Below are 26,750 nucleotides of genomic sequence, written 5' to 3'. Positions count from 1 at the left end.
GCCAACCGGCACGTTAGCTTAGGGTATCGCCGCCGGTTGAATGATTAAAATGGTTGCAATTGGTACGAGTGATGCTCTTCTGTTATGATTTGCAAATCATTGGTTTTTATCCGAAACGTGCTATAATAAGACGCAGAGATTACAGAAAGCAGGTTAACTCCCTTTATGAAGAACGAGAAAGAACGAGTACCAAAGCCGGACTGGCTTCGCATACGATTGACGACTGACGGCAATTATGCCGAAATTAAAGAGATGATGCGCACGAAGACGCTGCACACGGTGTGCGAGGAAGCGCGTTGTCCGAATATTTATGAATGCTGGGCGAACCGCACGGCAACCTTCATGATTCTCGGCGACATTTGTACGCGTGCATGCCGGTTCTGTGCAGTCAAGACGGGCTTGCCTACAGAGCTTGATCTGCAAGAGCCGGAGCGTGTAGCTGAAGCTGCAGAACAGATGGGACTGCGTCACTGCGTAGTAACGTCGGTTGCCCGCGATGATTTGAAGGACGGCGGCGCGATGATTTTTGTGGAGACGATCAAAGCGATCCGCAAACGTCTCCCGCTCTGCAGAGTGGAAGTGCTGATCCCGGACTTTATGGGCAATTGGGATGCGCTTCAAGCGGTCATGGATGCGAATCCGGATATTTTGAACCACAATATTGAAACCGTTGCCCGTTTGTCGGACCGCGTTCGGGCTAAAGCGAAGTATGCTCGTTCGCTCGAACTGCTGAAGCGTGCGAAGGAAATGAAGCCGAACATCCCGACGAAGTCGAGCATTATGCTTGGCGTCGGCGAGGAATGGGATGAGATTTTGCAGGCGATGGACGATTTGCGCGCTGTGGACTGCAACATCTTGACGCTCGGCCAGTATTTGCAGCCATCGAAGAACCATCTGCCGATTGCACGTTATGTGCATCCGGATGAGTTCAAGAAGCTGAAGGAAGAAGGTTTGAAACGCGGCTTCAGCCACGTGGAATCGGCACCGCTCGTACGCAGCTCGTATCACGCGCATGAGCAGGTTCAATCCGCATCGGCAACGGACAAATTATCGGCAACCCTGTGAGAAGGAGTGAGAAGCAGACTTGATCCATATCGGCGGTAGAACCTACGAATTAATTCATGAAAACAGAAACGGCTGGAATTTCGAAGCATTTCGCGAACGATTCAGTGAAGTACTGGAACGGTACGATTACGTAATCGGTGATTGGGGATATAATCAGCTGCGGCTCAAAGGGTTCTTCCGTGACAATCATCCGAAGGTGACTCGCGAATCCGCGATCTCCTCCATGGTCGATTATATTAATGAGTACTGCAATTTCGGGTGCGCTTACTTCGTTTTGGAGAAGCAGCCTGGCGGCTCCCGGTCCGGCGAAGACGGCGAGCTGCATGACGAGATTGATGGCGAAGATCTCGCGATGGCAGATGGTGCGCTTGACGCATATGTGACCGCTTCCCGCGCTGTCGCAGCAGCCGCGCAATCGAGCGAGGCGCCTGCGCACGAGTATCAGCAGGTGAAGTTCATGCCGCGCGCTGAGCGTGACCTGCGCCGTGAGCAGCAGCGCAACAACAACCGCAAGGACTCGGCGAAGGATCCTGAGAAGGAAGGCGGCCGCGAGGGCCGCAAGCCGTTCAACAAGGATCGCGGCGATAATGGCGGTCGTCCGGCCCGGAACGAGCGTCAGGAACGCGGCGGCGGTGAGCGTCAGGAGCGTGGCGACCGCGGCGAGCGTAATGAACGCGGCGGCCAGGAGCGCGGCGGTCAGGAGCGCGGCGGCCAGGAGCGCGGCGAACGTGGCGGCAATCAGGAGCGCGGTGAGCGGCAGGATCGCAATGATCGTGGCGAGCGCGGGGGCAGTCGCTCCGAGCGTTCGGAGCGCCGCAACAAGCGCCAGCACTTCAATAACAACAAAGCGCCGGTGGCCGCTGCTTCGGAGCAGTCGAACCACCAGCCGCGCGAACGCGGTGACCGCGACCGCGGCGGCAAGGAGCATAAAGAGCAGAGAGAGCAAAGAGAGCAGAGGGACCACAGTCCGAAGCAATCTTAATAAGAAACGCCGACTCATCGTGTGATGGGTCGGCGTTTTTTGGTGCTGAGAGTCGGAAAATCCGACTCTCGAGAGTGCGAGGTGTCTGTCTGGCTAAGTTTTTCTCCGCCACCTCCACGACCCCCGCCAACCCCGCCAATCCACCAAACCCAGCGCTCGTCGCCTGCTGAGAGAGGAAAAAAACCTCTCTCGGCGACCTCAACCGCGCAAAAAGCAAGCTGAGAGCGGAAAAAACCGCTCTCAGCATCTCCAACCCCACCAAACCAGCGCTTCTCGCCCGCCGAGAGAGGGAAAACCCTCTCTCAGCGATCTCAACTTCGCAAAAAGCAAACTGAGAGCGGGAAAACCCGCTCTCAGTCCCACCGACCACGGACAAAAAAAGCTGAGAGCGCAAACCCGCTCTCAGCCCTTACAAGTACTGTACATTATAAAGCCGTGCGTACGATCCGTTCTTCGCCATCAGCTCATCATGCTTGCCCTGCTCCACGATTTCGCCATGCTCGACGACGACGATGAGGTCGGCATGAGTGATGGTGGAGAGGCGGTGCGCGACAATTAGCGTCGTCCGGTTCTGTGCCAGTTCAGCAAGCGACTCCTGAATCGCATGCTCCGATTCGAGATCGAGTGCCGACGTCGCTTCATCGAGCACGAGAATCGCCGGGTCCTTGAGGAACACGCGCGAGATCGCGATCCGCTGCTTCTGGCCGCCGGACAGCTTCACGCCGCGCTCGCCGATCTCGGTGTCGTAGCCATTCGGCAGCGACATGATGAAGTCGTGCGCATTCGCCTTCTTGGCCGCCGCGACGATTTGCTCCTCGGAGCTTTCGGGATTGCCAAGCATGATATTTTCGCGAACCGAGCCGCTGAATAGAATATTGTCCTGCAGCACCATCCCGATATGCGAGCGCAGGCTTTCCTGCGTCACGGAGCGGATGGACCGCCCATCGATCGTGATGTCGCCTTCCTGCGTGTCGTAGAAGCGGGCGAGCAAGCTGACCAGCGATGACTTGCCGCCGCCGCTCATGCCGACAAGCGCGACCGTGTGGCCTTGCGGAATCGCCAAGTTGATGCCCCGCAGCACCCACTCGCCGTCACGTCCGTAGCGGAACGATACGTCACGGAACTCGATGTCGCCTTTCACTGTCCGAAGTAAGGATGCATCCTGCGGGTCCGTAATTTCCGGCTGCTCCCCGAGCAGCTCCATGACACGTTCCAATGAAGCTGAAGCTTGCGTCAGTTCCGTTGAAGAATTGACGAGCCGCCGAAGCGGAGCGTACAGCCGATCCAAGTAGCCGTAGAAAGCAACGAACTCGCCAAGCGTGAGCGACTTCTGCACGACCAGATAACCGCCGCAGGCAAGCACGAGCAATGGAGCAATCTCCGTCAGCGTATTAATGATCGACTGTGTGAGCGCATTCCAGCGTGTCAGCGCAAAGGCGCGCTCCAGGAATGTCTGATTTCTTTTGCCGAACTGCTGCTGCTCGTAACGCTCAAGCGTAAAGCTTTTGACAACCGGGATGCCGTTCACATGCTCGTTCAGATAACCTTGCATCTCCGCCATCGCTTGCGAGCGCGAACGGGAGTAACCGCGAAGCCGCTTGTACAGCTTCTTCACCGCATAGCCGTAAAACGGCAAAATCGCAATCGACACGAAGGTCAGCATCACGTTCATGTTAAACATGATGATAAGCGCTAGCACGAGCGTAAACATATCGAGCCAGATGTTCATGAGTCCCGTCTCGACGAGCGACTTGGTCTGCTCGGTGTCATTCATCATCCGCGAGATAATCTCGCCGGATTTGCGGTTCTGATAGAAGCGGATCGACAGGCGCTGAAGATGCCCGTACAGCTTGTTCCGCAAGTCAAAAAGCACGCGGCTCGTCGTTAGCTGCGCGAAATATTGACGGTAATATTCGACTGGATATCGGACGACGACGAAGAGAAAGAAGGCAAGCCCGATCGCCTTCATCAGCTTCGATGTTTTATCGTCCACGGACAAGTTCGACAACAGGATGTCGTCGACGACATGTTTAATAAAGAGCGGCAGCGTCAGTGGAATCGCAAACTTGACAATGCCGATAACGATCGTCACCAGAATGAGCCACTTGTAAGGCGCGACGATCCGCAAATAAGCCCGATAATGATTCATCTATTTCACGTCGTAGCCAAGAAACGCTTCGCGCACCCGGTTCCAGAAGGTGAATGGGCGGTAACGGGCAAAGCTCACCTTGCGCGTATCGACGCTGCAGCGGATCGAGCGGATATCGTTTCGAGTCATCGTCAGCTGATCGATCGTTAGCTGCAGACGCTGATCTTTGCGCGGGATAATATCGCAGTGATGATGCTGCGGCAGCACGAGCGACGAACCAAGCGTCCGGTAGACGCGATTGTTGATCGACGCGATTTCGGCGATTTGAAGCGATTCTATCGACGGGTGGATGACGGCGCCGCCTAAGCTTTTGTTATAAGCGGTACTTCCTGACGGCGTGGATACGACGATGCCATCGCCTCGGAACATTTCGAACAGCTCATCATTGACGTCAATTTGGGCAACAAGCATGTTGTTGACGCCTTTGAGCGTAAATTCATTCAGTGCTGTATAGGTCGTAATTCCCTCATCTGTCTCGAGCGCAATCTGTGCCAGCGGATAACGGACAATGCGCGGCTCGCATTCCGCCATCATGCGGACGAGCTCTTCGATTTCATCGGCCTTCCAATCGGCGAAGAAGCCGAGGTGCCCCGTATGGATACCAATAAAAGCTACATCATGAATCCGGTCTGCGTACGTGTGAAAAGCTTTCAGAAGCGTTCCATCGCCTCCGATAGAGATAATGGTGTCCGGCATTTCATCGTTGCGCGCAAGTCCTCGTGCAGCTGCAAGCTCATGGAAACGGTCGACAAGCTCCTTCGACAACTTATCGCCTCTGTCAATAACGACATAGTTCAAACAAACAAGCTCCTTCCGCGCGGGTAGTAATTTCTCCGAGTTCGTTCAGCGATTGCCGCGAAAAAACGCGACGACAGCCGTTTACACTTGATGATAGCGGAAAATGATGCTGAATACAACGTTAGCGAACAGGTCCGAGCCAGTCCCAAAGCACATAGATGAGCCCGGTCGCAATGCAGCCGTGGAGGAATCTGGCGATGAAAAAAGGTTTATAGCGCAGGTCGGTGCGGCTTAGCAAGCTGGCGACCTGGGCATGAACGGAGAGGCCTGCCCATGAGAGGACGAAGGCGGCAATTGCCGCTTGATGCACCAATCCGCTGCTCGTTGCCGTGCCCGCAGAGCGTGCGCCTAGCGTTACTTCGAAGATGCCGTTGACGACAGCATCGGACAGTGCAGGCGGCACATGGATGAGGCCGAGCAGCCCGCGTACGCCGGAAGCGAGCAGCTCAATCCCGCCGGCTTGCCGGAGCAGCTCCATAATGACGGAGAAGACGACGACGAGGCCGCCGACGACGATCATTAGCCGCAGCGCCGCTTGTACGGCGTCCTGCAGCAGCGTGCCGAAGGAACGCCCGTCCACCATCCGGGCGGTATGCATCGCCTTGATCGCTTCGGCGAGGCGGCTCTTGCGCCTGCCGCTGCTCTTCTCCGGCGAAGCTTGAGGCGTTGCCGGTGCTTTCCGGTCGTGAAAGCGCATGAGCAGGCCGATGATGAGGCCGCCGCCGTAATGCGCTGCAGCGAGCACTGGAGCGAGCGCTACATTATGGAAGAAGCCGACCGAAACGGCGCCGATCAGGAAGATGGGATCCGACGTCGTCGTGAAAGCGACGAGGCGCTCGCCTTCCGAGCGGTTGATGAGCTTCTGCTCCCACAACTGCGCCGTAAGTCTTGCCCCGACTGGGTATCCCGACGCATAACCCATCGTGACGACGAAGCCGCCGATACCGGGAATGCGGAAGAGCGGACGCATGAGGGGATCAAGGATTTTGCCGAAGAAGTGGACAATGCCTACGCCTAGAAGCAGCTCCGATATGACGAAGAACGGGAAAAGGGCAGGAAACAGCACTTCCCACCAAATAGACAGCCCTCGGATGGAAGCGCGCAGCGCCTCACTAGGAAAGCTGATCATGAGCAGCGTCAGGATGACAGCGGACCACGCTGGAATGACGGCAGGCCGTAATAAATATCGAACGATTTGCAAACGGATGTCCCTCCCTGTGAGCCGGACAAACAGCCCTACTATTGCTATATGTGGGAGGTGGGACAATCATCACTCGTTGGCTTCGAAAGGCACGGAAAGCGTCATATATTTCCCTTATATTACAGCAATATTACATTTCGAAAACGCTTGCAAATTTGATGTTATTTTGTCCGACGGTATGATAATATTGACTCACGACAATAGAACTTGGAGTGATGACTAATGAGTATTATTGCGGGCATTCTCGTCTGTGCATTCGTCTATGTCATCCGCGAGTCACTGGTGGCTCCTGGAGAAGAGGATTACGAAAGCTAAGCAACCTGCCGCCATCTATTCGTACCACACTACTTACACCACAATGCCCTCTTGATCAAGAGGGCATTTTTTTGTTGTTTTAGCCAGTCCTGAAAAGTGTTAAAATATTTTTGAGGTACCACTACAAAAGACCTAAAAAACGGAGAGAAATGTGACGATGAATAACTATAGTACTATATATGAGGCTGTTGGCGGGGCAAAGGGCATCGAAGGGATCGTTCAGGCCTTTTATCCTAAAGTGCAGCGGCATCCGCTGCTGGCACCGCTTTTCCCGGAAGATATCTTCCCGGTCATGGAGAAACAGATTAAGTTTTTGACGCAGTTTTTCGGAGGGCCTTCCCTGTACTCCGATGAGTACGGGCATCCGATGATGCGCGGGAGACATTTGCCTTTTCCAATTACGCCGGAACGGGCGGAAGCATGGCTTAGCTGTATGCGCGAAGCACTTAGTGAGACAGATTTGCCTCAGCCGTTGCAGGAGCTGGTCCTCGACCGTTTGTCGGGTCCTGCGCACCACTTTGTGAATCAGCCGTAAGGGAAGACCGTATTGTGATTTAGTCCAAAATTTGAGGGAGACGTGAGTAAATGGAGCCGCTTTATTTAACTTCAATTACCTGTATCTGCTGTGATACGCCATATAAGACTTCACGCGTGCGCCCAAGCTTCAAGAAACCGTCGAATCGCGATACGGATTTCTGCTCGCATTACAAAACCGACTTCAATCCGGACTTCTATGTCGTTCGTGTCTGTCCGCGCTGCGGCTTTGCTTCCACCGAGAACGGAGCAGAGCGCATGACGGATGCGCAGAAGAAAGATTATTACGATACATTCGGGCACCGCTGGATCCACCGCGATTATGGCGGCACCCGTACGAAGGAGCAGGCGCTGGAATGCTACAAGCTGGCGCTTCTCTGCGGCGGAATCATTAAGGAGAAGGAACGGGTCGTTGCCGGCGTTCTCCATCATATCGCTTGGCTGTACCGCTATGAGGGGATGCAGGAGCAGGAGCAGCGCTTCCTGCGATTTGCGCTTGAAGCTTACATAACCGTCTTCGAAACAGAGAGCGGATCGCTCAATAATGCGAAGCTGATGTATCTCATCGGCGAGCTGTACCGCCGAGTCGGCGAACCTCGCAAAGCAGTTCAATGGTTCTCCAGAGTCGTGAACGACAAGCGGATTACGGATGCTTCGATGATTCGGGCAAGCCGTGATCAATGGCAGATGCTGCGGGAAAATCATAATATGGAAAATTTCGATGCAGACGAAGAACCTGCTGCAATGAACGCATAGATGAAGAAAAAGCCGCTCAGGACGGATTGTCCGAGCGGCTTTACTTTTTCTTGTTGTTTTTACTTGTTGCGCAGCGTTGTGTCCGTGAGCAGGTAGTCCTGGTCCGCATCGACAACCGTTACACGGCTGTGGCAGCAAGGGAAGACCAGCAGCTTCTTCTTGCCGGAACGAATATGGTCAAGCTCCTTCGGACGCAGCGGAAGCAGCACATTGTCTTTGCGGCAGAACGGACAGGAGGAGACGTAGACGTCTTTCATAATGATATCATAAGGCCATGCGCGCTCGAACGGGATCACTTGTCGGTATCTCCTTTGGACTCATCCTCTGCCGCGCTCTTGGTCGCAAGCTCAGCGATCTTTTGCAGCAAAATATGTTTCGGCATATGCATCAGATGCTCCAGCGGGACGCCAAGCTCCTTCGAAAGTTTAATCGCCGTTTCCGGGGACAGCTGTAGTGGTCCGGTCATAGTAAGCTTCACTCCTTATCGGTGAAGTCGGCGCTGCTTGCATAAGCAGGGCTTCATTCTTCATAGTATGGGTAATGTATGGATAGAGGACAATCCTTGCGTGTTATACTTTCAGTTATACACTGACAATGCCAATTTCGCAAATCGCGAATTACGAGGGGGACAAGGATGAAAACAGCATATCCGCAAGCTTGGGATTTGGAAGCATTATATCCAGGGGGCTCGCAATCTCAGGCTTTCTCCCAAGAGTTGAACGGCCTGGAGGCTGATATTGAAGCATTGTCGCAGCAGCTGGCGGAAGCAAAGGCTGATGGAGCAAGCGCACCTGCTGAAGAGCAGCTGAACAAATGGACGGCGGCGGTGCAGTCGATTCTGCTGCGGATTCGCCAGTCGGATTCATTCGTAGGCTGCCTGCAGGCGCAGCAAATGAAGGATGCAGCAGCAAATGCGCTCAATGATCGCGTGAAGACGCTGACGGCGAAATTTAATGCCGCGCTGACCGCTTTTGACGAGCAGCTATTGAACGTTGATGATACAAACTGGACGAGCTGGCTTCAAACTTCCGAGTCCGTGGCTCCGGTCGCATTCGTGCTGAACGAGCGTCGTGAATTGGCGAAGGAAAAGCTGCCGCCGAGCCAGGAAGCGCTCGCTGCTGAGCTGGCAGTCGACGGCTATCACGGCTGGGGCGACTTCTACAACACCATCGTCTCGCGGATCCGGTTTGAGGTGACCGAGGACGACGGCAACGGCGGCGAAGCGACCAAGCAGCTGTCTGCGGGACAGATGAGCAACCGCCTAACGAACAGCAAGCGTGCGGTGCGCGAAGCGGCGTTCGAGGAATGGGAGCGCGAGTGGAACGAGCAAGGCGATCTGTGTGCAGATACGATTAACCGCATCTCGGGCTTCCGTCTGAAGCTGTACGAGAAGCGGGGCTGGGGCTCGGCGCTGAAGGAACCGCTCGCGATTAACCGAATGAGCGAAGCGACGCTGGATGCGATGTGGACGGCGGTGACGGAAGGCAAGCCGAAGCTGGTTCAATATTTGGAGCGCAAGGCGGAGCTGCTAGGTTTGAAACAGCTCGACTGGCATGATGTTGGCGCGCCGCTCGGTTCTTCCCATAAAGTAGTGCCTTATGATGACGCTGCGCAAATCATTTTGGAACAATTCCGCGCGTTCAGTCCGGATCTGGCGGATTTCTCTGAGTTGGCTTTCCGCGAAGGGTGGATCGAGGCGGAAGATCGTCCTGGCAAAAGGCCTGGCGGTTTCTGTACCGCTTTTCCGAAGAGCGGCCAGACGCGGATTTTCATGACGTATTCGGGTACGGCTTCTAATGTCTCGACATTGGCACATGAGCTGGGCCATGCTTATCATCAGCATGTGATGAACGACCTGCAGCCGCTTGCGCAGGAATATGCGATGAATGTGGCAGAGACGGCATCGACGTTCGCGGAGATGATTGTCTCTGATTCCGCGCTTAAGGCTGCAACGGATCGGAGCGAGAAGCTCGCTTTGCTTGATGATAAAATCCATAGCGCAGTCTCGTTCTTCATGGATATCCATGCCAGGTTCCTATTCGAGACGCGCTTCTACGAGCGCCGCAAGCAAGGGATGTTGACGCATGATGAGCTAAGCAAGCTGATGGAGGAAGCGCAGGAGGAGGCGTTCAGCGGCGTGCTTGGCAAGAAGCATCCGCATTTCTGGGCGTCGAAGCTGCATTTTTACTTAACGGATGTGCCGTTCTACAACTTCCCGTATACGTTCGGGTATCTGTTCAGCTGCGGGATCTACGCGGTGGCGAAGAAAGAAGGCCGATCGTTCGCAGACCGTTACGTGGCATTGCTTCGCGACACAGGCGTGATGAACGTAGAAGAACTTGCGCAGAAGCATCTTGGCGTACGGCTGGATGAGCTTGGCTTCTGGCGTGAAGCGGTGGCGCTTGCTCTGGAGGACGTCGATACATTCCTCGAGCTAACTCGTTAAACGCGATTTATGAATCGGGAATTGTGAACCCGGAATAGAATCCTCTGAAATGTGGAATACTGGCATATAGAAGGAGCGGTGCGGCCCTGTTGACTATTTCGCAGGGAGGTGCGCCGTTTTTCTGTCAGCAGGTTTTTACATGGAAAGGGGAATGCAGGCATGCAAGTGGAACAGACTTTTGTAATGGTAAAGCCGGACGGTGTGAAGCGCGGATTAATTGGACCCATCATTACACGATTTGAGCAAAAAGGGTTCACTCTTGCGGCGATTTCTCTGCGGTCGATTGACCGGGCCCTCGCGGAGCGTCACTATGGAGAGCTGAAGGAGAAGCCGTTCTTCGGGGAGCTTGTTAGTTATTTAACATCTGGCCCTGTTTGCGCGATGATCTGGCAAGGGGAGCACGCAGTGGAGAATGCACGGTCCATCATAGGCAAGACGAATCCGGTCGAAGCGACGCCCGGGACGATTCGCGGAGATTTCGCCATGGATATTGCCGGCAATATTGTGCATGGCTCGGATTCCCCGTCGAGTGCAGAGCGGGAGATCGGGCTGTTCTTTGGCAGCGGTGCCGGTGCAGCTGCCGCAGCGTCGACAGTTCCGACGCATCTGATTGCCGGGACTGATCTAGGTCATGGGGAACGGACGATACATTGATTTGATTTTGATAATAGTATGCCCGGAAAAGATGAAAGCCCTCGCGATTCTCTGCTGAGAAACGGAGGGCTTTCGTTATTGGAAAATGAGATTAGAACGTTTCGTTGATAACGAGCTTGTCGAGCGGAAGACGACCAGCCGGACGCGCCGGTGCTGCTGCTTCGCCGATTGGAATCATCATAACCGGGATGAAGCGCTCAGGAATGTTCAGAGCTTCAACCAGCTTCGCTTTGTCAAAGCCGCCCATTGGTACAGTATCATAGCCTTTCGCTTTAGCGGCAAGCATCAATTGCATTGCAGCAAGGCCCGCGTTCTTGTTCGCTTCGTCACGTGCCACTTGCTCGAACTGGTATGCACCCTCAATTTGGTTGACCATATTGTCGCGGATTTCTTGCGAAATGTGGCCGCCAGCCAGTGCGCCGTCGAAAATTTCGCGGCCAGTGATGTTAGCTTGCAGGTCGCCAAGAACGACTACGACTACGGAAGCGTCAGATACTTGCTGTTGTCCGTAAGCAATCGGAAGGATCATGTCCTTCTGTGCTTGCTCTTGAACAACGAGGAAACGCCATTGTTGCAGGTTCCAGGACGATGGTGCTGCAGCTGAAAGCTCCAAAATTTCGTTCAATGTTTCTTGCGGAATGACTACGTCTCTCTTGTATTGGCGAACCGAGTGGCGCTCGCGCATTACGGTTTCAGCGGAAACCGCTGTGTTTGTGTTTGATTGTGTCATTGTTTATCTCCCTCTCCTTGGGTTTGGAATTATTGTAAATATAAGTAACTTACTTATCTGTTGTTTACTTACCTAAGTATAGTTCACTTACAAAAGATAAGCAACTAATTTGTTTGTGAAAATTTTGGTCGGAAATGATGTTGACGAGCTGCGGGACAGTGTGGTAAATTATGGTCAATTACAAAGGACTGCTTACGGAAGCACCGTAACTGCGCAGATGATCTGCGTTGTTATGGTGCTTTTTTTGCGTCCAATTCATCCTTGCCGTATGCCCGAAGGAGCGTGGAAATTGACCACATGAATAAGAAAAATCTCATTCTTGCTGTCCAAAATGCGGATTATACCGAGCGGCTGGCGGACTATATCCGGCATTCGACTTTCGGAGAGAGCTGGCAGCTGACTGTATTTACGAATCCGGCCGCATTGATCAGGTTTATCCGCGGCGGCTACACGATTGATTTGCTCGCGGTGGATGTGGAGCTGCTAGGTGAGCTTGGCGAACTTGCGGAGGGACTGCCGATTGTTGTGCTCGGGGATGGTGCCCAAGGCAGCGCTGACGGTGGTCGGCGGGCGAGAGCTGCGCATGAGGTGCTGATGGTGCAGCCGCTGCCGCAGCTGCTGCAAGCATTGACGGCTGCATTCGCAGCGTATGGAGGCATTGCTGTTCAATCCCGGAACAGTGGAGGTGACGAAGGGGAAGTTACGGTTGCTGCGGTCTATTCGGCTTCCGGCGGCATTGGGAAGACAACACTTGCGCACCAGCTTTGCCAGCTGGCTGCGATATCGGGAGCTCGTGTCTTTTATTTGAACCTCGAGCAGTGGAACTCTTCTGTCTTGGGAGAGGGGGCGGAAGGCGGCGAGGATTTGGCACAGCTGCTGTATACGGTGCAAACCGAGCCAGAGCGGGCTGCCTTGCAGCTGACCGCACTCCGGAAGAGGCATGTAGCGTTTGGTGTTGATTACATCGCCCCATGCGGGAACGCAGAGGAGCGGTTGTCGCTTACAGCTGAGCATGTGTCGAAGCTGGTAGAGGTGATCAAGGCGACTGGTGAATACGATGTGATTGTCGCCGATTTGGACAGCCGGATGGATCCGATGCACATCGGCGTCTTCGGAGCTAGCCAGCATGTTCTGTGGCTCGTTTCGCGGCATCCGGTCGGCATGCGGAAGCTGGAGCTGGCCAAGGCATATGGCGAGCAGAAGTACGGCGATGCATTTCGCCAGCTGAGATCGAAGCTTCATATGGTCGAAGTAGGGAATGGAGGTGAGCTCCCTTATGTGTCGGAACTGGCAGATGGAGGAGCTGGGACATCGGCGTATCGAGGAGCGGTCGAAGCGCTGATGGGCAGGCTGGGAATTGGAGGCGAGCATCGTGGACGAAGCAACCGTACTGCTGCTCAAGGAGCAAATCCGCGGCCAGCTTGAGCTTGGCAGCACGATCACCGATGAGGTGTTCAGAAGTCGCATCGAGCGGACAGTGTTCCAGTGGTGCCGGGATCATCCGATGACAGCTGCTGAGAAAGCGCTGCTCGTTCGTCGTTTGTTTCATGCGTTTCGCGGGTTGGATTTGCTTCAGCCGCTGATGGATGACCCGTCGGTCACGGAAATTATGATCAACGGTCACGAGGAATTGTTCGTGGAGCGGGATGGCCAGCTCAGCCGGCTGCCATCTGCATTCGAGAGCAAAGAGCGGCTGGAGGATCTCATTCAGACGGTCGTTGCGGCTGTGAATCGTGTCGTGAACGAATCCTCGCCAATCGTCGATGCGCGGTTGAAGGATGGTTCGCGTGTGCATATCGTACTGCCGCCTATTGCGCTGAAGGGGCCGACAATGACGATTCGTAAGTTTCCGGAGAAGCCCTTGTTGATGGGTGATTTGATTGCCAGGGAAGCTTTGTCTGCGGAAGCAGCGGCGTTACTTGCGGCACTGGTGAAGGCGAAATATAACATCTTTATTAGCGGTGGGACTGGCTCTGGGAAGACGACGTTTCTCAATGCATTGTCGCAGTTCATTCCTGCAGATGAGCGGATCGTTACGATTGAGGATGCGGCGGAGCTGCAAATCCGGTCGGTGCCGAATCTTGTTTCTCTGGAGACCCGCAACGCGAACACGGAAGGGAAAGGGGCGATTTCAATGAGGGACCTCATTCGCGCTTCGCTCAGGATGCGGCCGAACCGGGTTATCGTTGGCGAGGTTCGGGGAGGGGAATGCATCGATATGCTGCAAGCGATGAACACCGGACATGAGGGTTCGTTGTCCACGGGGCATGCGAACAGTGCGAGGGATATGGTAGCGAGGCTTGAGACGATGGCACTGAGCGGAGCTGACTTGCCAATCGCTGTTATTAGGCAGCAGATCGGATCTGCGATCGATATCATTATTCATCTCTCGCGGCTGCGTGACCGCTCACGGCGGGTGACCGAAATTTGCGAGGTTACCAGCGTTTCTGGCGGTGAGGTGGAGATTCAGCCGATCTACCAGTTCGTCGAGGAAGATGAACGGAAAGGGCGTGTTGTTGGCAGCTTGCGGCGAACCGCTCATCGGCTGCAGCGGACTTGGAAGCTTCGGATGGCGGGACTGAGTGCTGTAGCGGAGTGTGAAGGAGCTTGAAGAAAGCGATATATGGGCGGCAAAACACGTGGCAAATCAGGTGGGGACAACTGCTGCATTGGCTAGGATGGCCGATTGATTCCGTGATTGAAAGACGTGGGGAGCTGTCCCGCTATGATCAGTCTCATCTGACGAGGCAGGAATTTCGCATCGCGGCATGTGCGGGATACTTGATTATGTTTGGTGCTTCATACCTCTTTTATCGCTCTTTAGTTGCTGCGGCTCTGCTCGCTGTCGCGGGCATTGCCGCACCGCGGTACCATCGTCGGTCGCTGCTTGAACGGCGAAGGCTGCGATTGTCGCTGCAATTTAAAGAAGCGCTCTACTCGATTGCTTCTTCACTTGCGGCAGGCAGGTCCGTCGAGAATGCTTTTGTTACGGCGCTTACGGACCTCAGGCTCTTATATCCTAACCCTCAGACCGACATTCTTGTCGAGTTCGAAATAATTGAGGCGCGAATGGCTTATGGCGAGTCGCTTGAGCAGGCATTGCTTGATTTCAGCAGGCGAGCTCGAATCGATGACATTTCGGAGTTTGCTGATGTCTTTACGACCTGTAAGCGATCTGGAGGAGATTTGGTCGAAGTGATACGCCGAACCTCGCAGACCATCGGAGAGAAGCTCGACGTGCAGCAGGAAATCGCTGTGATGATCGCTCAGAAACGGTTGGAAGCGCGCATTATGATGGCTGTGCCGTTCGTTTTCCTTGCTTTCATGAGCTTCGCGGCGCCTGACTATATGGCTCCGCTCTATGGAGGGATAGGTTATGTGCTGCTTACGGTATCGATGCTGCTGCTCGGTTTGTGCTACGTATTGATGAACAAGATCATGAATATTCGCATGTAGCTTGATTTTTTACGTGCCGGTGCTGGGAGGCTGCGATGGTTTTATCTATCTGTATTGGCACTAGTCTGTTTGTGATATGGCTAGGAGCTGTAGTCTACTGCGAACGTCGAGGTCTTGGGGAAGGTGGTGGTGGGGATGGACGTCGATACGAGCCGATTGATCGCTTGGTCAGATTGCCTTTCCTGTTCTTGCTTCGGAGAGCCGGGATTATGGACCGAATGCAGCCTTTCACGGCAAGTCTTCACAGCAAGCTGCTCATTCTTCATGGCGGCAGCTGGTCAGTCGATTTGACTAACGGCTGCATCGCAGGCGTGGCAGCGGCAGGTTATGGTGCTGTTTGCGGCGCGGCATGGTTGAGCGCTCTTAGCGGAGAGCCCGTGCTGCTGTACATTGGGCTGCTGCTCGGGATCGTCATTCCCGCGGCAAAATGGAAGGATGCCGCAGGAAAGGTCGAGAAGCGCAAGCAGGATATTTTGCTGCTGCTGCCAGAGGTGACGAATAAGCTCATGCTGCTGCTTGGAGCGGGAGAGAACATCCAGCGGGCGCTGCTGCGCTGCGCGGAACGAGCGGATGAGAAAGCGAATAACCCGATGCTGATTGAGCTGCGCAAGGTGAATGAAGCAGTACGCAATGGAGAGTCGTTCGCAGCAGCGATGGAGCTGTTCAGCAGGAGATGCGCGGTACAGGAGGTGTCGCTGTTCACAACGACACTGCTTCTTAATTACAGACGCGGCGGGGACAAGCTGGTGCTCTCTTTGAAAGAGCTGTCGTACGCCATCTGGGAGAAGCGCAAAGCGGTGGCGCGCGCTCGCGGAGAAGAAGCGTCATCGAAGCTGGTGTTTCCACTTGTGGGCATTTTCTTTATTCTGATGGCGCTTGTCGCCTCGCCCGCGATTCTACTAATACGATAACAATTACTAGCGAGAAGGAGTCGACAATATCATGAACAAGATGGGACAAGCGATGGAGCGTTTTTGGGAGGAAGATGAAGGGATTGGCACGCTCGAGATTGTGCTTATTATCGCGGTCATTATCATCCTGGCGCTGCTGTTTAAGGACTGGATTATTGCGCTGCTGCAGAAATTGATGGGCGATGCGGATGACAAAGCGAACGAGATTTTCAACTAGTTTGCGAGCTTGGCGGAGATTGCTGGAGCGGGAGGAGGGCAGCTTTACGCTGGAGGCGAGCATGGTTCTTCCTTTGATCTTTCTTGCGCTCCTTTCCCTGCTGATGCTCAGCATGTGTACCTACCAGCACGTCATGCTCTATAAGGATGCTTCAATTGCTGCCGAACGGACGGCTTTTCGATGGGATAACAGCTATCGGGATGCGTTAAGCGGAATGGGAGCGACTGGGCAATATGACGGGCTGTATTGGCGGATGTCTGATAACGGTGCATTGCAATCGCTATTTGGCGGGGAAAGCTCGGAGGAGCGGATTTCGGTTAATATCGGCTCTTCTGTACAGCCGTCTTCGAATAGTGAAGGAGATGCTGCACACTCGCTCCCGGAACGTAAGCTGATCCACGGTGCAGGCTATGTGCCGGAACCGCTTGCAGGCGAAATCTCCGTATCCGGGATGCTGGAGAAAGAAATTGAAGTGAAGCTTCGGCATCCGATGAGCATTCCGCTGCTGGATCTATTAATGGGATGCTCGGAGCCACGAACGGTGAGCAGTGTAGTTGTCGTGGACCCTGTGGAGCTCATAAGAAATGTCGATCTGGTCCGGTATTATGCGGGGCGATTTAATGGAAAAGAGAAAGAGCAGGCGAAACAGATATTGTCTGAACGCAGTAGATGAGTGGTCGAAGAGTCATGAAGAAAAGGAGGTGGCAGCATTGAGCAGTGATTTGATTTTACGATTCTGGAGGCGGGCAGACGGTGCAGTTAGCATCTATATGATTGTCTCGACTGCAGCGATGCTGCTGCTCACTTCTCTGCTCATTGATTTTGCGAGAATTGCAGCATTTGAGAGGCAGGCTGAGCTTGCTGGGCAGTCTGGCATTCGTTCGTCCTTGTCGGCTTACGACGATAGACTTTATGAGCGGTATGGTTTATTCGGCACGGGCGGGTCTGATCGGGGAGAGCTGTTCGCTCATGCGGTTCAGCATAATTGGACAGCGGAGGAGGCTGACAGCTTCCGGCTGTTGGATATGAAGTCGGAAGCTTCTCATGTTGACAGCTACGAGGTGCTTGGCAATCATGCGGTATTCAAGCGGCAGGTGTTGGAAGAGACGAAATATAAGGCGCCGATTGATTTTACGCTTGAGATTGCTTCGAAATTTGCGCCAATTGCAGGAGCTATGAAGGAAGTTTCGACATCAGTAAAGCTTCTGGGGGAGGTTCAGAAGCTCTATGAAGAGCGGGAGCGACGGTTAGACGAAGTGCTGGCATTGCAGAAGAAAGCTGCTGCCGCTGTTTCGGAGCGGATTCCTTCATTACTCGGAGCGACTGCCTCTTCCATCGTGGACGGCTATGGGGATTATCTGCGATGGCAGTCGGAGGATGCGGTATTGGAAGAAGGTGAAGAACCGGCGCATCGGGATAAGATCAGAGCATATAGCGAGCGAGCTGTGAATGGTGCTGATTCCATTGCTGACAGCGCAAGTCAGGCGCTTAGCAGTCACCGCGAGCATGAGCAGCGAGCACAGGCAGCACTGCGAGAGGCGAAGCAATTGAATGCTTCCATTCAAGCGGCGGCTGAAAGGTATGTGACGACGGAAGGAAGCGGCAATTATGACCGCATAAGCCAGATGGAGATTGCGGGTAGCGAGTCAGCCTCAATCGATTTGAATGAAATCGGGCAAACGAGAGGAGCGGTCTCGGAGCTGGTACTTGATGATAGCTGGTTCGACAATTATGCAAGTGCGCTTTCGGAGCAAACAAGAGCGATTCAGCAGGTCAATGATCGGGCGATTGCTTTTAGAGCTTCAGTTCGCTCTGCACTAGGCGGGCAGGGAAGTTCGTCTACGTCTCTGAAGCTTACACTCCAGAGCTTGCAGAACGCTTATCAAGTCTATGAGGATAGCTATGGACCCTCGGGTACCGTTATCCAGTCGAGAGAGGAGGAGCGAGTTAAGCGGCAAGCGAATGATCGGGAGCGGAAGGCGAATGAAGCGGCCGCGAGCTCCAAGCTTGGCGAGGTCAAGCGGCTTATTGAGCAGATGAAGTCAGCCCCGAATCAGGAAGAGAACCGCAAAGCGTTCCGACAAGTGAAGCAGCACTTGGAGGCTAATTTGCAATTCAATCAGGCTGCTCAGCCTGAAGATGAAACCGGTGATCCACTGCGAGGGCAGTCCGGTGAGACAGTACTGAATTCGATGAGCGCAGTGGGTACGATTTTTGGCGGCATGGCGGATTTGCTGGAGGACATACGCGATCCACTTTATATCAATGAGTACATAGCGCATCGGTTTCAAGCTTTTGACCCGAAGCAGTTTAAACAATTTGCTGGAGGTGGCGGGCAGCAAGCTGCATTGTCTGATGCCCTCTCTCTGGAGAATCAGGAAGTGGAGTATATCCTGTATGGCATTCATGATCCTGTTTCCAATATAGCTGCTGCTTACGGCGAACTGTTCGCACTCCGGCTTGCTGTGCGAACCATGGAGGGCTTCATTGAATGCCGTGCCCTCGGACATCCGCTGCTCGTGCTCTCCGCTGCGGTTGTATATGGCATAGAGAAAGCGATGGCAGACATGGCGACAATCAGCCAGAAGGGGACCATCGCATTGTCCAAATACGCACCGGCGGAGCTAAGTTACTTGGATTATTTGCGGTTATTTCTCATCTTGCATGGGAACAGCGATGGACGAATAGCCAGAATAATCGCCGTTATTGAGCAGAACACGGACACTGTTCTGTCGCAGGTTTCCACTGGATTAACCGGGGAGCTAACCGCGTCGGTGAACCTCTGGTTTTTGCCGGGGCTGATGAGAAGCTTCGCTTTAACAGGGATTTTGAACGGCAAGGTGAAAGGGAACCGCTATGAAACGACCCGTACAATCGGCTGGTCTTATGGATAAGAAGCGGCGCGGCGAGAACGGGAGTATCACGCTGGAGGCTTCACTCATTATGCCGATCGTGCTCATGGTGTTTATCTTTCTGATCTGCATCATACGGCTCAGCATGGTGCAGATGGCGCTGCATGGGGCCGTCTCGCAAACGGTGAGAGAAGCTTCGACGAATATCCATCCTGTGGAGCTCGCGATCGAAAGTTTTGCAACGGCTGAAGAGGCCGAATCGCGTTCCAGTGAACAGAAGGAGCTTCCTGGCGTAAGTTTCGTAGCGGATAAGCTGGAGAGCTGGCTTCCGTCGCCATCGGGTCCGCTTCTTGCTGCTGCGCTTCGTGGAGATTGGAAACCGGTAGAGGATATGGCGGCGACAGAGATCGGCCGTTCGATTGTTGAACCGCTGCTTAGGCGGGCTGCGGATGTATCGGTCCTTGAACCTGAGCAGCTGCATCTTAGTAAGCTGTCGCTGCCGGATTTGAAAGAAAAGCAAGATGCTTTTCTGTTAATCGAAGCTTCCTACAGCTTCAAGCTGGGATTTCCTTTTACGAAGAGAGACCTTGTCCTGAAGGAGCGGGCGGAAGAACGAGTCTGGGTCAGCGATCCGATTCCTGCACCGCCAGGAGATTCCGGTCACGCAGAAGCTATTGATCCGATCCAAATCGTGCTTGTGGAGCCGAGTCCAGCAAGGCCCGGCAATAAAGCAAAGGTAATTGTGAAGACAACGCCGGGCAGAAGCTTGTCCATTGAAGTGCTTTATAAGAGCGGCAGAAGCGTTGCGAAGCATCTTGGTGATGTGTTTGCAGGGAAAGACGGTATGGCGGAGTGGACTTGGCTCGTGTCTGGCAATACGACTCCGGGAATATGGGAGATCGTTGTTACGTCGAGCGATGGGGCAAGAGCAGCGAGACATTTTGTCGTAGAGAAGAAACCTGCGGACTCATAAGTAACGTTCAGAGAAATTGAGGTGGCTGAATATGGGAGGCGCAATGATTTGCGTGATGGTTGCCCTGTTTGTGGGAGCGGCTTTTGTAAGTGATATAAGGTCGATGCGAATTCCAAACGTATTGACCGTTTCCTTCTTTGCAGCGGGGATGGTGGTTCACTTGTATACCGGGGGGCTCGATGGCGTTGTTTACGCGTTGCTTGGAGGACTAGCGGGTTTGGTTCCGCTGATTGTTATCTATTCGCTGAAGGGTATCGGTGCAGGTGACGTGAAGTTTTTTGCAGCATTAGGGACAATTGTTGGCGCGGTGAATGTGCTTCATGTCTTGATGTATTCGATCCTGTACGGCGGATTACTTGGCGCGCTCCTGCTTGCTTACAATCGAACGCTGGGCAGAAAGTTGATGCTCGGCATTGTATCCGTGTTTGTCTCGAGTAAGGTAGAGGGAACGAAGTTTCCGTTCATGATTGCGGTCGTTCCGGGTGTTGTCACTGCATGGTACTTCGTACCTGCATAGCAAAGAGAGGAGGAAAGGCGATGTTGATGGATGAGCTAAAAGTCGATTTTGCCATAAAACGCGGCAATGAAATGATTGTTGATCTGGAGTCTGGCATAACAAGAGAGCGGCTCGATCCGCTCGAGATTCAAATGCTGCAGCGCCAGCGCATTCCGATGCTGCTCCCTGTAGAGTGGTTAGAGATGGACGGCCAAATTACGTTCAGGTACCTGTTTACAGGCAAAAGAATATTGATGCACCGGCTTCAGACGCAGCAATTATCGATGATGGAGTTCTACACGCTGCTGCTTGCTATTGTGGAGACACTTGACGACTGCCGGCATTACATGCTGCGAGCGGAAAATTTCCTGCTGCATGAGCAGTATATCTTCGCCGGCGATAGCTGGGAACATATTTCGTTAGTGTACGTGCCACTGCGAGGAGAGCGAATGGTCGCGTCTGCCGGAGAGGCAGTTCTAGCGATGGCGGTGCGCTTCGTCGGAGCGATTGATCAGCCGAACGGTGCGGGCCTTCAGCGTGTGTTTCAGCATCTGCGCGACGAGTATGTTTCGTGGACAAGTCTTAGGCAGACACTGTTGTCGCTGCTTGGAGACGGTTATCGCGCTGAACGTACAGGTCCATCGCCAGTGATTGATTTTGATGCGGTTCGTACGCAGCAGTCTAAGGCTGTTGAGGATTCAGCAGAGCGTGAACCGCTGAACTTCCGAGATGAAACGCCGGCAAGGCCAGCGCGTTTCAATCTGTCTGAGGAGCCAGAACGCGATGCGATTATGGCTGATCAACTGCCAGAATCGCAGCAAGCGGAAGCGACTGTCTCGCGAACGAAATGGATCATTGGGGCGCTATTCATGCTCGTGAATGGCTTGATTTGGCGCTATCTCTACATGGCGGCGCCATCTCGTACAAGCCTACTCATGAGCAGCGGGTTGTCGCTGATGTCTATCGCTGCACTGCTTGTCTTCCGTCAGAAGAGGAACAGCCATGCAAGTAACGAGGAAGCAGGCTGGACCAGCCATCAGAAGCAAAGTGAATGGCAAGAGGAGGACGATTTCACGCCTGACTCCCGACTGCTGAGCAAGCTTACTTACAAATCGTCAACGCAGCTGCACCTGGCTAATATTGAGACGGCAGTATCCAAGACGGACGAATCCCAGTTATGGGACAGAGCGACGCCGAATGATGCTACAGTGCTGCTAGGCAGCAGCCAATCTGCAAAAGGAGGGGCTGAAGCAACTGACGGATGTTCGTCTTGGCTTGAACGCCAGACTGGAGAAAGGACCGAGCAGATCAAGCTGGAGCAGCAGCATTTTGTTATTGGACGATCGGCAGAAGGTGCACAGTATGCAGATTCCTCTTACGGCATATCGAGAGCGCATCTTGAGTTCATCAATAGCAAGGGGAACTGGTCAGCGAAAGATATGGGGTCCCGCAATGGCAGTATGTTAAACGGGAATACCATGATCCCGTACAAGCCGTATGCGCTCACCGACAAAGATTTGATTCAGCTTGCAGGCGAGAAAGGCCCGAAATATATATTTCGCACCCATAGCACTTAATTAAAGCGAACCCGGCGTTAGGCTGATGCTAAGTTTGTCGGATTTTAACAAATGATGGGAGATACAATTACTGCCAATAGTTACATGGACGATAATTGCGGCTGCGGGTATAATTAGTAGTAATGAATGCGGTTACATTGTGGGGATTCACCATGAATACACGCAAACTTCCTTTAAAGGAATGATGCTATTTGAACCGTGCATGGCTGCGAAGAATGATATGGTCCTACCTGCCGATTTTCTTTATTATGTTCTCCTTTCTCTTCTTCGTCTTCTTCCAGACGCTGGTCGAGCAAAACAACCGGAATACAAAAGACGCCAGCAAGGTCTTTGTAGGTCAGCTGCTCCAAACGGTCGATGTCAGCTTAAAGACGCTGGACACGATGATGATTCGCGAACTCGTATCCAGCAAGCTGCTGAGCGATTTCTTCCTGGCGAGCGGCGATAATAATGTCTATCTGAACTATCAGGTCGTCAACCGAATGCTGCAAATGCAGCACGAGATGTCGATCATCGATTCCTACTACTTAGTTCGTTACAAAGACGGTATCGTCTTTAGCGGAATGACGACGAAGATGGAAGATTTCCAGGATATCGCGTTCATTCGAAGCCAGCAGCATAGCAAGGAAAGTCATACCTCAACGTGGAGCTCGATTCGGTTATATCGTGAATTGGTTGCCCAGAAGCCCAAAAGCGTCATTAGTCTCGTTCACCGCGTGTCCGTTGGCAGCGACGCGGACGGACTTATTGTTGTCAATGTCAGCACCGCATCGCTTCGCGCGATGATTAAAGAAATGTACAATCCGGACCAAGCATTCGTCCAAATGTACGATCACGATAACCAGCCGCTGTTCTTCCAAAATGATGCGCTCCAATCAGGCAAGGTTCTAGCGACGCAAACATCCTCGTATTCGGGATGGAAGGTCGAGAGCGGTGTTGTAAACGGAAAAATCGCTGCAGGGATATCGAATTTGTCGAGTATATGGCTCGTGCTCGGATTCATCGTTTTCCTAACAGGCAGCATTTATATCGTCTATATAACTCGTAAAAATTATAAGCCGATCGAAGAACTCGTTTTTCGCATTCAGGATCAATTCGGAGCGGGCAAGCCGTCTCTCGGGAGACTTGCCGTGGATGAGTTTACGTTCATCGAAACCGCAATTAATAACTTTGCCGAGCAGACGAAGCTGTTCCGCAAAGAAGCCGAAGCATCGGCAACTCGCAAGCAGAAGGCGCTCTTCAGGGAATTACTGCAGTTCGAAAGAGGCATGCATGCAGAAGCCATTGATCTGTCTGCGCTGCCGCAGCATGATAAGCAGCAGGTGTTCGTCATCGAGATTGATCAGCCGGAGCAGGTGTTCAATCAGTATAAGAGCCGCGATCAATCGCTATTCAAATTCGTCATAAGCAGCGCCGCCCATGAACTGTTCACGCAGAATGGCATTGCGACTTGGCTGGAGTGGACCTCTTCGTTGCAATTGACTGGTATTTTGTTCTTACCGGATTCCGCAAGCGATGAGGCTGAAACGATCTGCGAGCGCATCACCGCGTGGATTCATGAGCAATTGGCGTTCACGGTAACCATCGGACTCGGGGAGGCTGCGACTGGTGCTGAGTTAACGGGAGTGTCCAATAAACAAGCATTGGAGGCGCTGACGTTCAAGGCAGCGCTTGGCCATAATCGGGTCATCCACTACAGGGAGACTCAGCAGACCGCGACGGAGAAAGCAACGAATAAGCATCTTCAGGCGATACACAGGCTTATCCAGCACTTCCGTCTCCATGAAGAGAACTGGCGGGAGAGCTTCGACGCCATGTTTAGCGGAATGCGGAGCTGCCGATTGCCGAAGAGCGAGATTGCCGAGCTGTGCCGCTACTTTGTCGCACATATGGATCTTCAGCTATCGCAGACGTCCAAGGATTATTATGAGGTATGGATGTCCGGAGCATCAGGAGCGCTTCGCCAGATTATAGAAGAGTTCGATACGCTCGACGAGCTGCAAAATCTGTGCTGTGCGACACTGACAACGTATGCAGACAAGATGGGGCAATTATACAGCAGTCGGCTGCATCATCAGCTCTTGCAGGATATTCGAGATTATATCAGTCACCATTATTCGAATCCGGACTTATCGCTGGAGTACTTGGCGGACAAATTCGGCATAAGCGCCAAATATATCAGCCAGCTCTTTAAAGAAGAGTTCGGCGAGAATTTCCTCGATTATTTATCCCTGCTGCGAATTTCCGAAGCGAAGAAGCGTCTGCTCGAGCAGCCAGATTCCATCCAGGAGGTTGGCGAGCACGTCGGCTACATGAATGCGGCAACGTTCAGACGTGTTTTCCGCAAAGTTGAAGGCATATCGCCCGTTGATTTCCGCAAGCGTCATGCCATGTAAGAATTAAAGGGTCGTCCCAAGCAGAAGGGCTGCTTGCGGGCGGCCCTTTTATTATCTCTAGGCTGCCATTGGAAAGTTGAGCGCTAACGGAAAGTTGAGCGATAGTTGCCAAGAACCCAGTAATGGCGCGGTTCTAGAAAAATGAACATCGGCTGGATTAGTGGTTGTTGCCCGCTCTGTCCTCTGTCCATTATCGTTGAAAGCAATCAAGGCCAACACTTCAATAAGGGATGTGATGTGCAAGCATGCCTTCATCGACAGGACTTATCGAGAGGGAGAAAACGGCGGCTCACGCGACGGACACCGGCAGCGGCAGCTTGCTCCTGCTAAGGGATCGCGGCAAACGCATCAAGCGGCATTGGCAGCTTTATCTGCTTGTTCTGCTCCCGCTGGCGTATTTGGTTATTTTCAAATATGTCCCCATGTACGGGGCTCAAATCGCCTTTCGGGATTTCAGTCCGGTACGCGGCATCACCGGGAGCGAATGGGTCGGCTTAACCAATTTCAACACGTTCTTCAAGTCGCCGAATTTCTGGATGTTAATTAAGAACACGCTTATCATCAGTACTTATTCGCTGCTGATCGGGTTTCCAGCGCCGATTATTCTGGCTCTAGCGTTGAACGAGGTAAGGAGCATGCGCTTTAAAAGGTTCGTTCAAATGGTGACGTTCGCGCCTTACTTCATCTCGACAATCGTCATGGTTTCTATGATCATCTTGTTCTTATCGCCGAGACTTGGTTTTATCGATCATATCCTGAGCGCGTTTGGCGTAGAGGCCGTTAACTTCATGGGCGTTCCTAGCTACTTCAGCAGCATCTTCGTATGGTCGAACGTATGGCAAGGCATCGGTTACGGCGCGGTCATCTATCTAGCCGCACTGTCCGGCATTAATACCGATCTATATGAAGCGGCCAGAGTGGACGGCGCTTCACGCATCCAGAAAGTATGGCATATCGATATTCCCGGTATCATGCCCGCCGCAACGATTTTGCTCATATTGAACGTCGGTCAGATCATGAACGTAGGCTTCGAGAAGATCTATTTGATGCAAAATCCGCTCAATACAAGCACCTCGGAGGTTATCTCGACCTACGTGTATAAGATCGGTCTGCTAGGCGCGAACTTCAGCTTCTCTGCTGCCGTCGATTTATTCAATTCGGTCATCAATCTCATTTTGCTGCTCAGCGTGAACTATTTTGCCAGGCGCGTGTCGGACAGCAGCTTATGGTAAGGGGGCGTTAGAGCAGTGGCGCGTACAAACGCAATTCGTGAATCGTTCGGAGACAAGCTGTTCTTGACAATCGTCTATATTTTCTTGTCTATTATCCTGCTGGCCGTGCTTTATCCGCTCATTTATATTCTGAGCTCCTCCTTCAGTTCACCTCAAGCGGTGATCAGCGGGAAAGTGTGGCTGCTGCCTGTGGACTTTAGCTTAGCCGGCTATAAGGCGATCTTCTCTAACCCGCAAATCATGACGGGCTACGGCAACTCGCTCTTCTATACGGTGTGCGGTGTATTGATCAACGTATGTTTGACCGTCATGCTGGCCTATCCGCTTTCCAAATCGACGTTTTACGGCCGACATCTCATCATGGTCATCCTGATTATTACGATGATGTTCAGCGGCGGTCTGATTCCGTACTACTTGACGGTGAAAAGTCTTGGCATCTTGAATACCAGATGGGCGATGCTGCTTCCCGGCGCAATGGCCGTATGGCAGGTTATTATCGCTCGTACCTTCTTCCAGTCCAGTATTCCGAAGGAGCTGGGGGAAGCTGCGGAGCTCGATGGCTGCACGGACATAGGGTTCTTATGGCGGGTCGTCTTGCCGCTGTCGAAGCCGATCCTAGCCGTACTGGTGCTTATGTATGCGGTCGGACATTGGAATGCCTACTTTGATGCGCTAATCTTCTTGAAGACGCAAGGGCTATTTCCGCTTCAAATCGTGCTGCGAAATATTCTGATTCTGAACTCCATCGATTCGAGCATGATGGTGGATGCCAACAAAATGGCCGCGATGCAAGGCTTGCGTGACTTGCTTAAATTCTCGCTTATCGTAGTTGCAACCGTACCGGTGCTCGCAATCTACCCGTTTGTTCAGAAATATTTTGTACAAGGCATTCTGATCGGCTCCCTAAAAGGATAAAAGGCCTTACTCGGTCATGGAGGTGAAGCCGTTCAATTAGCTGTAGCGAAGCATGTGCGTTAAAGATAAGCGTGATAAGATGGAAATATTGAGGA

25 protein-coding genes are annotated in these 26,750 nt (G+C 53.0%); 19 read left to right on the top strand and 6 right to left on the bottom strand.

What is annotated here, in order from left to right:
* The first annotated feature begins 165 nt into the window (after positions 1-165).
* Positions 166-1,065 (top strand): lipoyl synthase, encoded by a 900-nt coding sequence (gene lipA, locus A8990_RS26255; protein WP_116191998.1) that lies wholly within the window; start codon positions 166-168, stop codon positions 1,063-1,065.
* Between the two features lie 19 nt (positions 1,066-1,084).
* Positions 1,085-2,047, top strand: coding sequence for a YutD family protein (locus tag A8990_RS26250; RefSeq protein WP_116191997.1), 963 nt, complete (start codon positions 1,085-1,087; stop codon positions 2,045-2,047).
* A gap of 409 nt (positions 2,048-2,456) precedes the next feature.
* Here the strand turns inward: A8990_RS26250 and A8990_RS26245 are convergent, their stop codons facing one another.
* From A8990_RS26245 to ylbJ, 3 genes are all read right to left on the bottom strand, one after another.
* A complete protein-coding gene (locus tag A8990_RS26245) occupies positions 2,457-4,196 on the bottom strand; it encodes an ABC transporter ATP-binding protein (RefSeq protein ID WP_116191996.1) in 1,740 nt (579 codons plus the stop codon).
* The gene (locus tag A8990_RS26240) at positions 4,197-4,994 is read right to left on the bottom strand and encodes an NAD kinase (RefSeq protein ID WP_116191995.1); all 798 of its coding nucleotides are present in this window, start codon (positions 4,992-4,994) and stop codon (positions 4,197-4,199) included.
* 121 nt (positions 4,995-5,115) lie between these two features.
* Positions 5,116-6,189, bottom strand: coding sequence for a sporulation integral membrane protein YlbJ (ylbJ, locus tag A8990_RS26235; protein WP_116192013.1), 1,074 nt, complete (start codon positions 6,187-6,189; stop codon positions 5,116-5,118).
* Positions 6,190-6,667: 478 nt separating this feature from the next.
* Here ylbJ and A8990_RS26230 point away from each other — a divergent pair, with 478 nt between their 5' ends.
* Positions 6,668-7,045, top strand: coding sequence for a globin domain-containing protein (locus tag A8990_RS26230; protein WP_116191994.1), 378 nt, complete (start codon positions 6,668-6,670; stop codon positions 7,043-7,045).
* Positions 7,046-7,095: 50 nt separating this feature from the next.
* Positions 7,096-7,800: a DUF2225 domain-containing protein gene (locus tag A8990_RS26225; RefSeq protein ID WP_116191993.1), complete on the top strand. Its 705-nt coding sequence runs from the start codon at positions 7,096-7,098 to the stop codon at positions 7,798-7,800.
* A 59-nt stretch (positions 7,801-7,859) separates the two neighbouring features.
* Here A8990_RS26225 and A8990_RS26220 read toward each other — a convergent pair whose 3' ends face one another.
* Positions 7,860-8,096 carry a hypothetical protein gene (locus A8990_RS26220; protein ID WP_116191992.1) on the bottom strand — a complete coding sequence of 79 codons (237 nt, stop codon included), beginning with the start codon at positions 8,094-8,096 and terminating at the stop codon, positions 7,860-7,862.
* Positions 8,093-8,266 (bottom strand): YycC family protein, encoded by a 174-nt coding sequence (locus A8990_RS26215; RefSeq protein ID WP_116191991.1) that lies wholly within the window; start codon positions 8,264-8,266, stop codon positions 8,093-8,095. The genes A8990_RS26220 and A8990_RS26215 overlap by 4 nt, the downstream gene beginning before the upstream one ends.
* 168 nt (positions 8,267-8,434) lie before the next feature.
* Between A8990_RS26215 and A8990_RS26210 the strand changes: the two genes are divergently transcribed.
* Together A8990_RS26210 and ndk are read left to right on the top strand one after the other, a co-directional pair.
* The gene (locus A8990_RS26210) at positions 8,435-10,246 is read left to right on the top strand and encodes a M3 family oligoendopeptidase (protein ID WP_116191990.1); all 1,812 of its coding nucleotides are present in this window, start codon (positions 8,435-8,437) and stop codon (positions 10,244-10,246) included.
* A gap of 165 nt (positions 10,247-10,411) precedes the next feature.
* Positions 10,412-10,900 carry a nucleoside-diphosphate kinase gene (gene ndk, locus A8990_RS26205; protein WP_116192012.1) on the top strand — a complete coding sequence of 163 codons (489 nt, stop codon included), beginning with the start codon at positions 10,412-10,414 and terminating at the stop codon, positions 10,898-10,900.
* Between the two features lie 91 nt (positions 10,901-10,991).
* Here ndk and A8990_RS26200 read toward each other — a convergent pair whose 3' ends face one another.
* Positions 10,992-11,630, bottom strand: a complete 639-nt coding sequence (locus A8990_RS26200; protein ID WP_116191989.1) for a nitroreductase family protein — start codon at positions 11,628-11,630, stop codon at positions 10,992-10,994.
* A 297-nt stretch (positions 11,631-11,927) separates the two neighbouring features.
* Here A8990_RS26200 and A8990_RS26195 point away from each other — a divergent pair, with 297 nt between their 5' ends.
* The 13 genes from A8990_RS26195 (at position 11,928) to A8990_RS26135 (ending at position 26,655) form a co-directional block, all read left to right on the top strand.
* The gene (locus tag A8990_RS26195; RefSeq protein ID WP_116191988.1) at positions 11,928-13,055 is read left to right on the top strand and encodes a P-loop NTPase family protein; all 1,128 of its coding nucleotides are present in this window, start codon (positions 11,928-11,930) and stop codon (positions 13,053-13,055) included.
* Positions 13,000-14,241 carry a TadA family conjugal transfer-associated ATPase gene (locus A8990_RS26190; protein WP_116192011.1) on the top strand — a complete coding sequence of 414 codons (1,242 nt, stop codon included), beginning with the start codon at positions 13,000-13,002 and terminating at the stop codon, positions 14,239-14,241. The genes A8990_RS26195 and A8990_RS26190 overlap by 56 nt, the downstream gene beginning before the upstream one ends.
* Complete coding sequence (locus tag A8990_RS26185) at positions 14,238-15,086, top strand: type II secretion system F family protein (protein WP_245996231.1); 849 nt, start codon at positions 14,238-14,240, stop codon at positions 15,084-15,086. Before A8990_RS26190 ends, A8990_RS26185 begins: the two co-directional genes overlap by 4 nt.
* Before the next feature lie 209 nt (positions 15,087-15,295).
* The gene (locus tag A8990_RS26180) at positions 15,296-15,997 is read left to right on the top strand and encodes a type II secretion system F family protein (protein WP_181909789.1); all 702 of its coding nucleotides are present in this window, start codon (positions 15,296-15,298) and stop codon (positions 15,995-15,997) included.
* A gap of 31 nt (positions 15,998-16,028) precedes the next feature.
* Positions 16,029-16,214 (top strand): Flp1 family type IVb pilin, encoded by a 186-nt coding sequence (locus tag A8990_RS26175; protein WP_116191986.1) that lies wholly within the window; start codon positions 16,029-16,031, stop codon positions 16,212-16,214.
* Between the two features lie 61 nt (positions 16,215-16,275).
* On the top strand, positions 16,276-16,887 hold the full coding sequence (locus A8990_RS26170) for a hypothetical protein (protein ID WP_147306873.1): 612 nt from the start codon (positions 16,276-16,278) through the stop codon (positions 16,885-16,887).
* 37 nt (positions 16,888-16,924) lie between these two features.
* A complete protein-coding gene (locus A8990_RS26165; RefSeq protein WP_116191984.1) occupies positions 16,925-19,108 on the top strand; it encodes a hypothetical protein in 2,184 nt (727 codons plus the stop codon).
* Positions 19,071-20,039, top strand: a complete 969-nt coding sequence (locus tag A8990_RS26160; RefSeq protein ID WP_147306872.1) for a TadE family protein — start codon at positions 19,071-19,073, stop codon at positions 20,037-20,039. The genes A8990_RS26165 and A8990_RS26160 overlap by 38 nt, the downstream gene beginning before the upstream one ends.
* A 31-nt stretch (positions 20,040-20,070) precedes the next feature.
* On the top strand, positions 20,071-20,556 hold the full coding sequence (locus tag A8990_RS26155) for an A24 family peptidase (RefSeq protein WP_116191982.1): 486 nt from the start codon (positions 20,071-20,073) through the stop codon (positions 20,554-20,556).
* A gap of 20 nt (positions 20,557-20,576) precedes the next feature.
* Positions 20,577-22,112: a DUF6382 domain-containing protein gene (locus A8990_RS26150; RefSeq protein WP_181909788.1), complete on the top strand. Its 1,536-nt coding sequence runs from the start codon at positions 20,577-20,579 to the stop codon at positions 22,110-22,112.
* A gap of 191 nt (positions 22,113-22,303) precedes the next feature.
* The gene (locus A8990_RS26145; RefSeq protein WP_116191980.1) at positions 22,304-24,508 is read left to right on the top strand and encodes a helix-turn-helix domain-containing protein; all 2,205 of its coding nucleotides are present in this window, start codon (positions 22,304-22,306) and stop codon (positions 24,506-24,508) included.
* Between the two features lie 245 nt (positions 24,509-24,753).
* Positions 24,754-25,740, top strand: coding sequence for an ABC transporter permease (locus tag A8990_RS26140; RefSeq protein WP_116191979.1), 987 nt, complete (start codon positions 24,754-24,756; stop codon positions 25,738-25,740).
* Between the two features lie 15 nt (positions 25,741-25,755).
* Positions 25,756-26,655 carry a carbohydrate ABC transporter permease gene (locus A8990_RS26135; RefSeq protein WP_116191978.1) on the top strand — a complete coding sequence of 300 codons (900 nt, stop codon included), beginning with the start codon at positions 25,756-25,758 and terminating at the stop codon, positions 26,653-26,655.
* The last annotated feature ends 95 nt before the right edge of the window (positions 26,656-26,750 follow it).

The organism is Paenibacillus taihuensis (assembly GCF_003386535.1).
Lineage (GTDB): Bacteria > Bacillota > Bacilli > Paenibacillales > Paenibacillaceae > Paenibacillus_Z > Paenibacillus_Z taihuensis.
The sequence above is the reverse complement of the archived record's forward strand: the minus strand, read 5'-3'. Positions and strand labels throughout refer to the sequence as shown.

Bases quoted from the DNA above. Each gene is read 5' to 3' on its own strand.
- lipA (WP_116191998.1), top strand. From the start codon at position 166: ATGAAGAACGAGAAAGAACGAGTACCAAAGCCGGACTGGCTTCGCATA.
- A8990_RS26245 (WP_116191996.1), bottom strand. From the start codon at position 4,196: ATGAATCATTATCGGGCTTATTTGCGGATCGTCGCGCCTTACAAGTGG.
- A8990_RS26230 (WP_116191994.1), top strand. From the start codon at position 6,668: ATGAATAACTATAGTACTATATATGAGGCTGTTGGCGGGGCAAAGGGC.
- A8990_RS26225 (WP_116191993.1), top strand. From the start codon at position 7,096: ATGGAGCCGCTTTATTTAACTTCAATTACCTGTATCTGCTGTGATACG.
- A8990_RS26215 (WP_116191991.1), bottom strand. From the start codon at position 8,266: ATGACCGGACCACTACAGCTGTCCCCGGAAACGGCGATTAAACTTTCG.
- A8990_RS26210 (WP_116191990.1), top strand. From the start codon at position 8,435: ATGAAAACAGCATATCCGCAAGCTTGGGATTTGGAAGCATTATATCCA.
- A8990_RS26200 (WP_116191989.1), bottom strand. From the start codon at position 11,630: ATGACACAATCAAACACAAACACAGCGGTTTCCGCTGAAACCGTAATG.
- A8990_RS26195 (WP_116191988.1), top strand. From the start codon at position 11,928: ATGAATAAGAAAAATCTCATTCTTGCTGTCCAAAATGCGGATTATACC.
- A8990_RS26180 (WP_181909789.1), top strand. From the start codon at position 15,296: ATGGACCGAATGCAGCCTTTCACGGCAAGTCTTCACAGCAAGCTGCTC.
- A8990_RS26175 (WP_116191986.1), top strand. From the start codon at position 16,029: ATGAACAAGATGGGACAAGCGATGGAGCGTTTTTGGGAGGAAGATGAA.
- A8990_RS26170 (WP_147306873.1), top strand. From the start codon at position 16,276: ATGGTTCTTCCTTTGATCTTTCTTGCGCTCCTTTCCCTGCTGATGCTC.
- A8990_RS26160 (WP_147306872.1), top strand. From the start codon at position 19,071: ATGAAACGACCCGTACAATCGGCTGGTCTTATGGATAAGAAGCGGCGC.
- A8990_RS26155 (WP_116191982.1), top strand. From the start codon at position 20,071: ATGGGAGGCGCAATGATTTGCGTGATGGTTGCCCTGTTTGTGGGAGCG.
- A8990_RS26150 (WP_181909788.1), top strand. From the start codon at position 20,577: ATGTTGATGGATGAGCTAAAAGTCGATTTTGCCATAAAACGCGGCAAT.
- A8990_RS26140 (WP_116191979.1), top strand. From the start codon at position 24,754: ATGCCTTCATCGACAGGACTTATCGAGAGGGAGAAAACGGCGGCTCAC.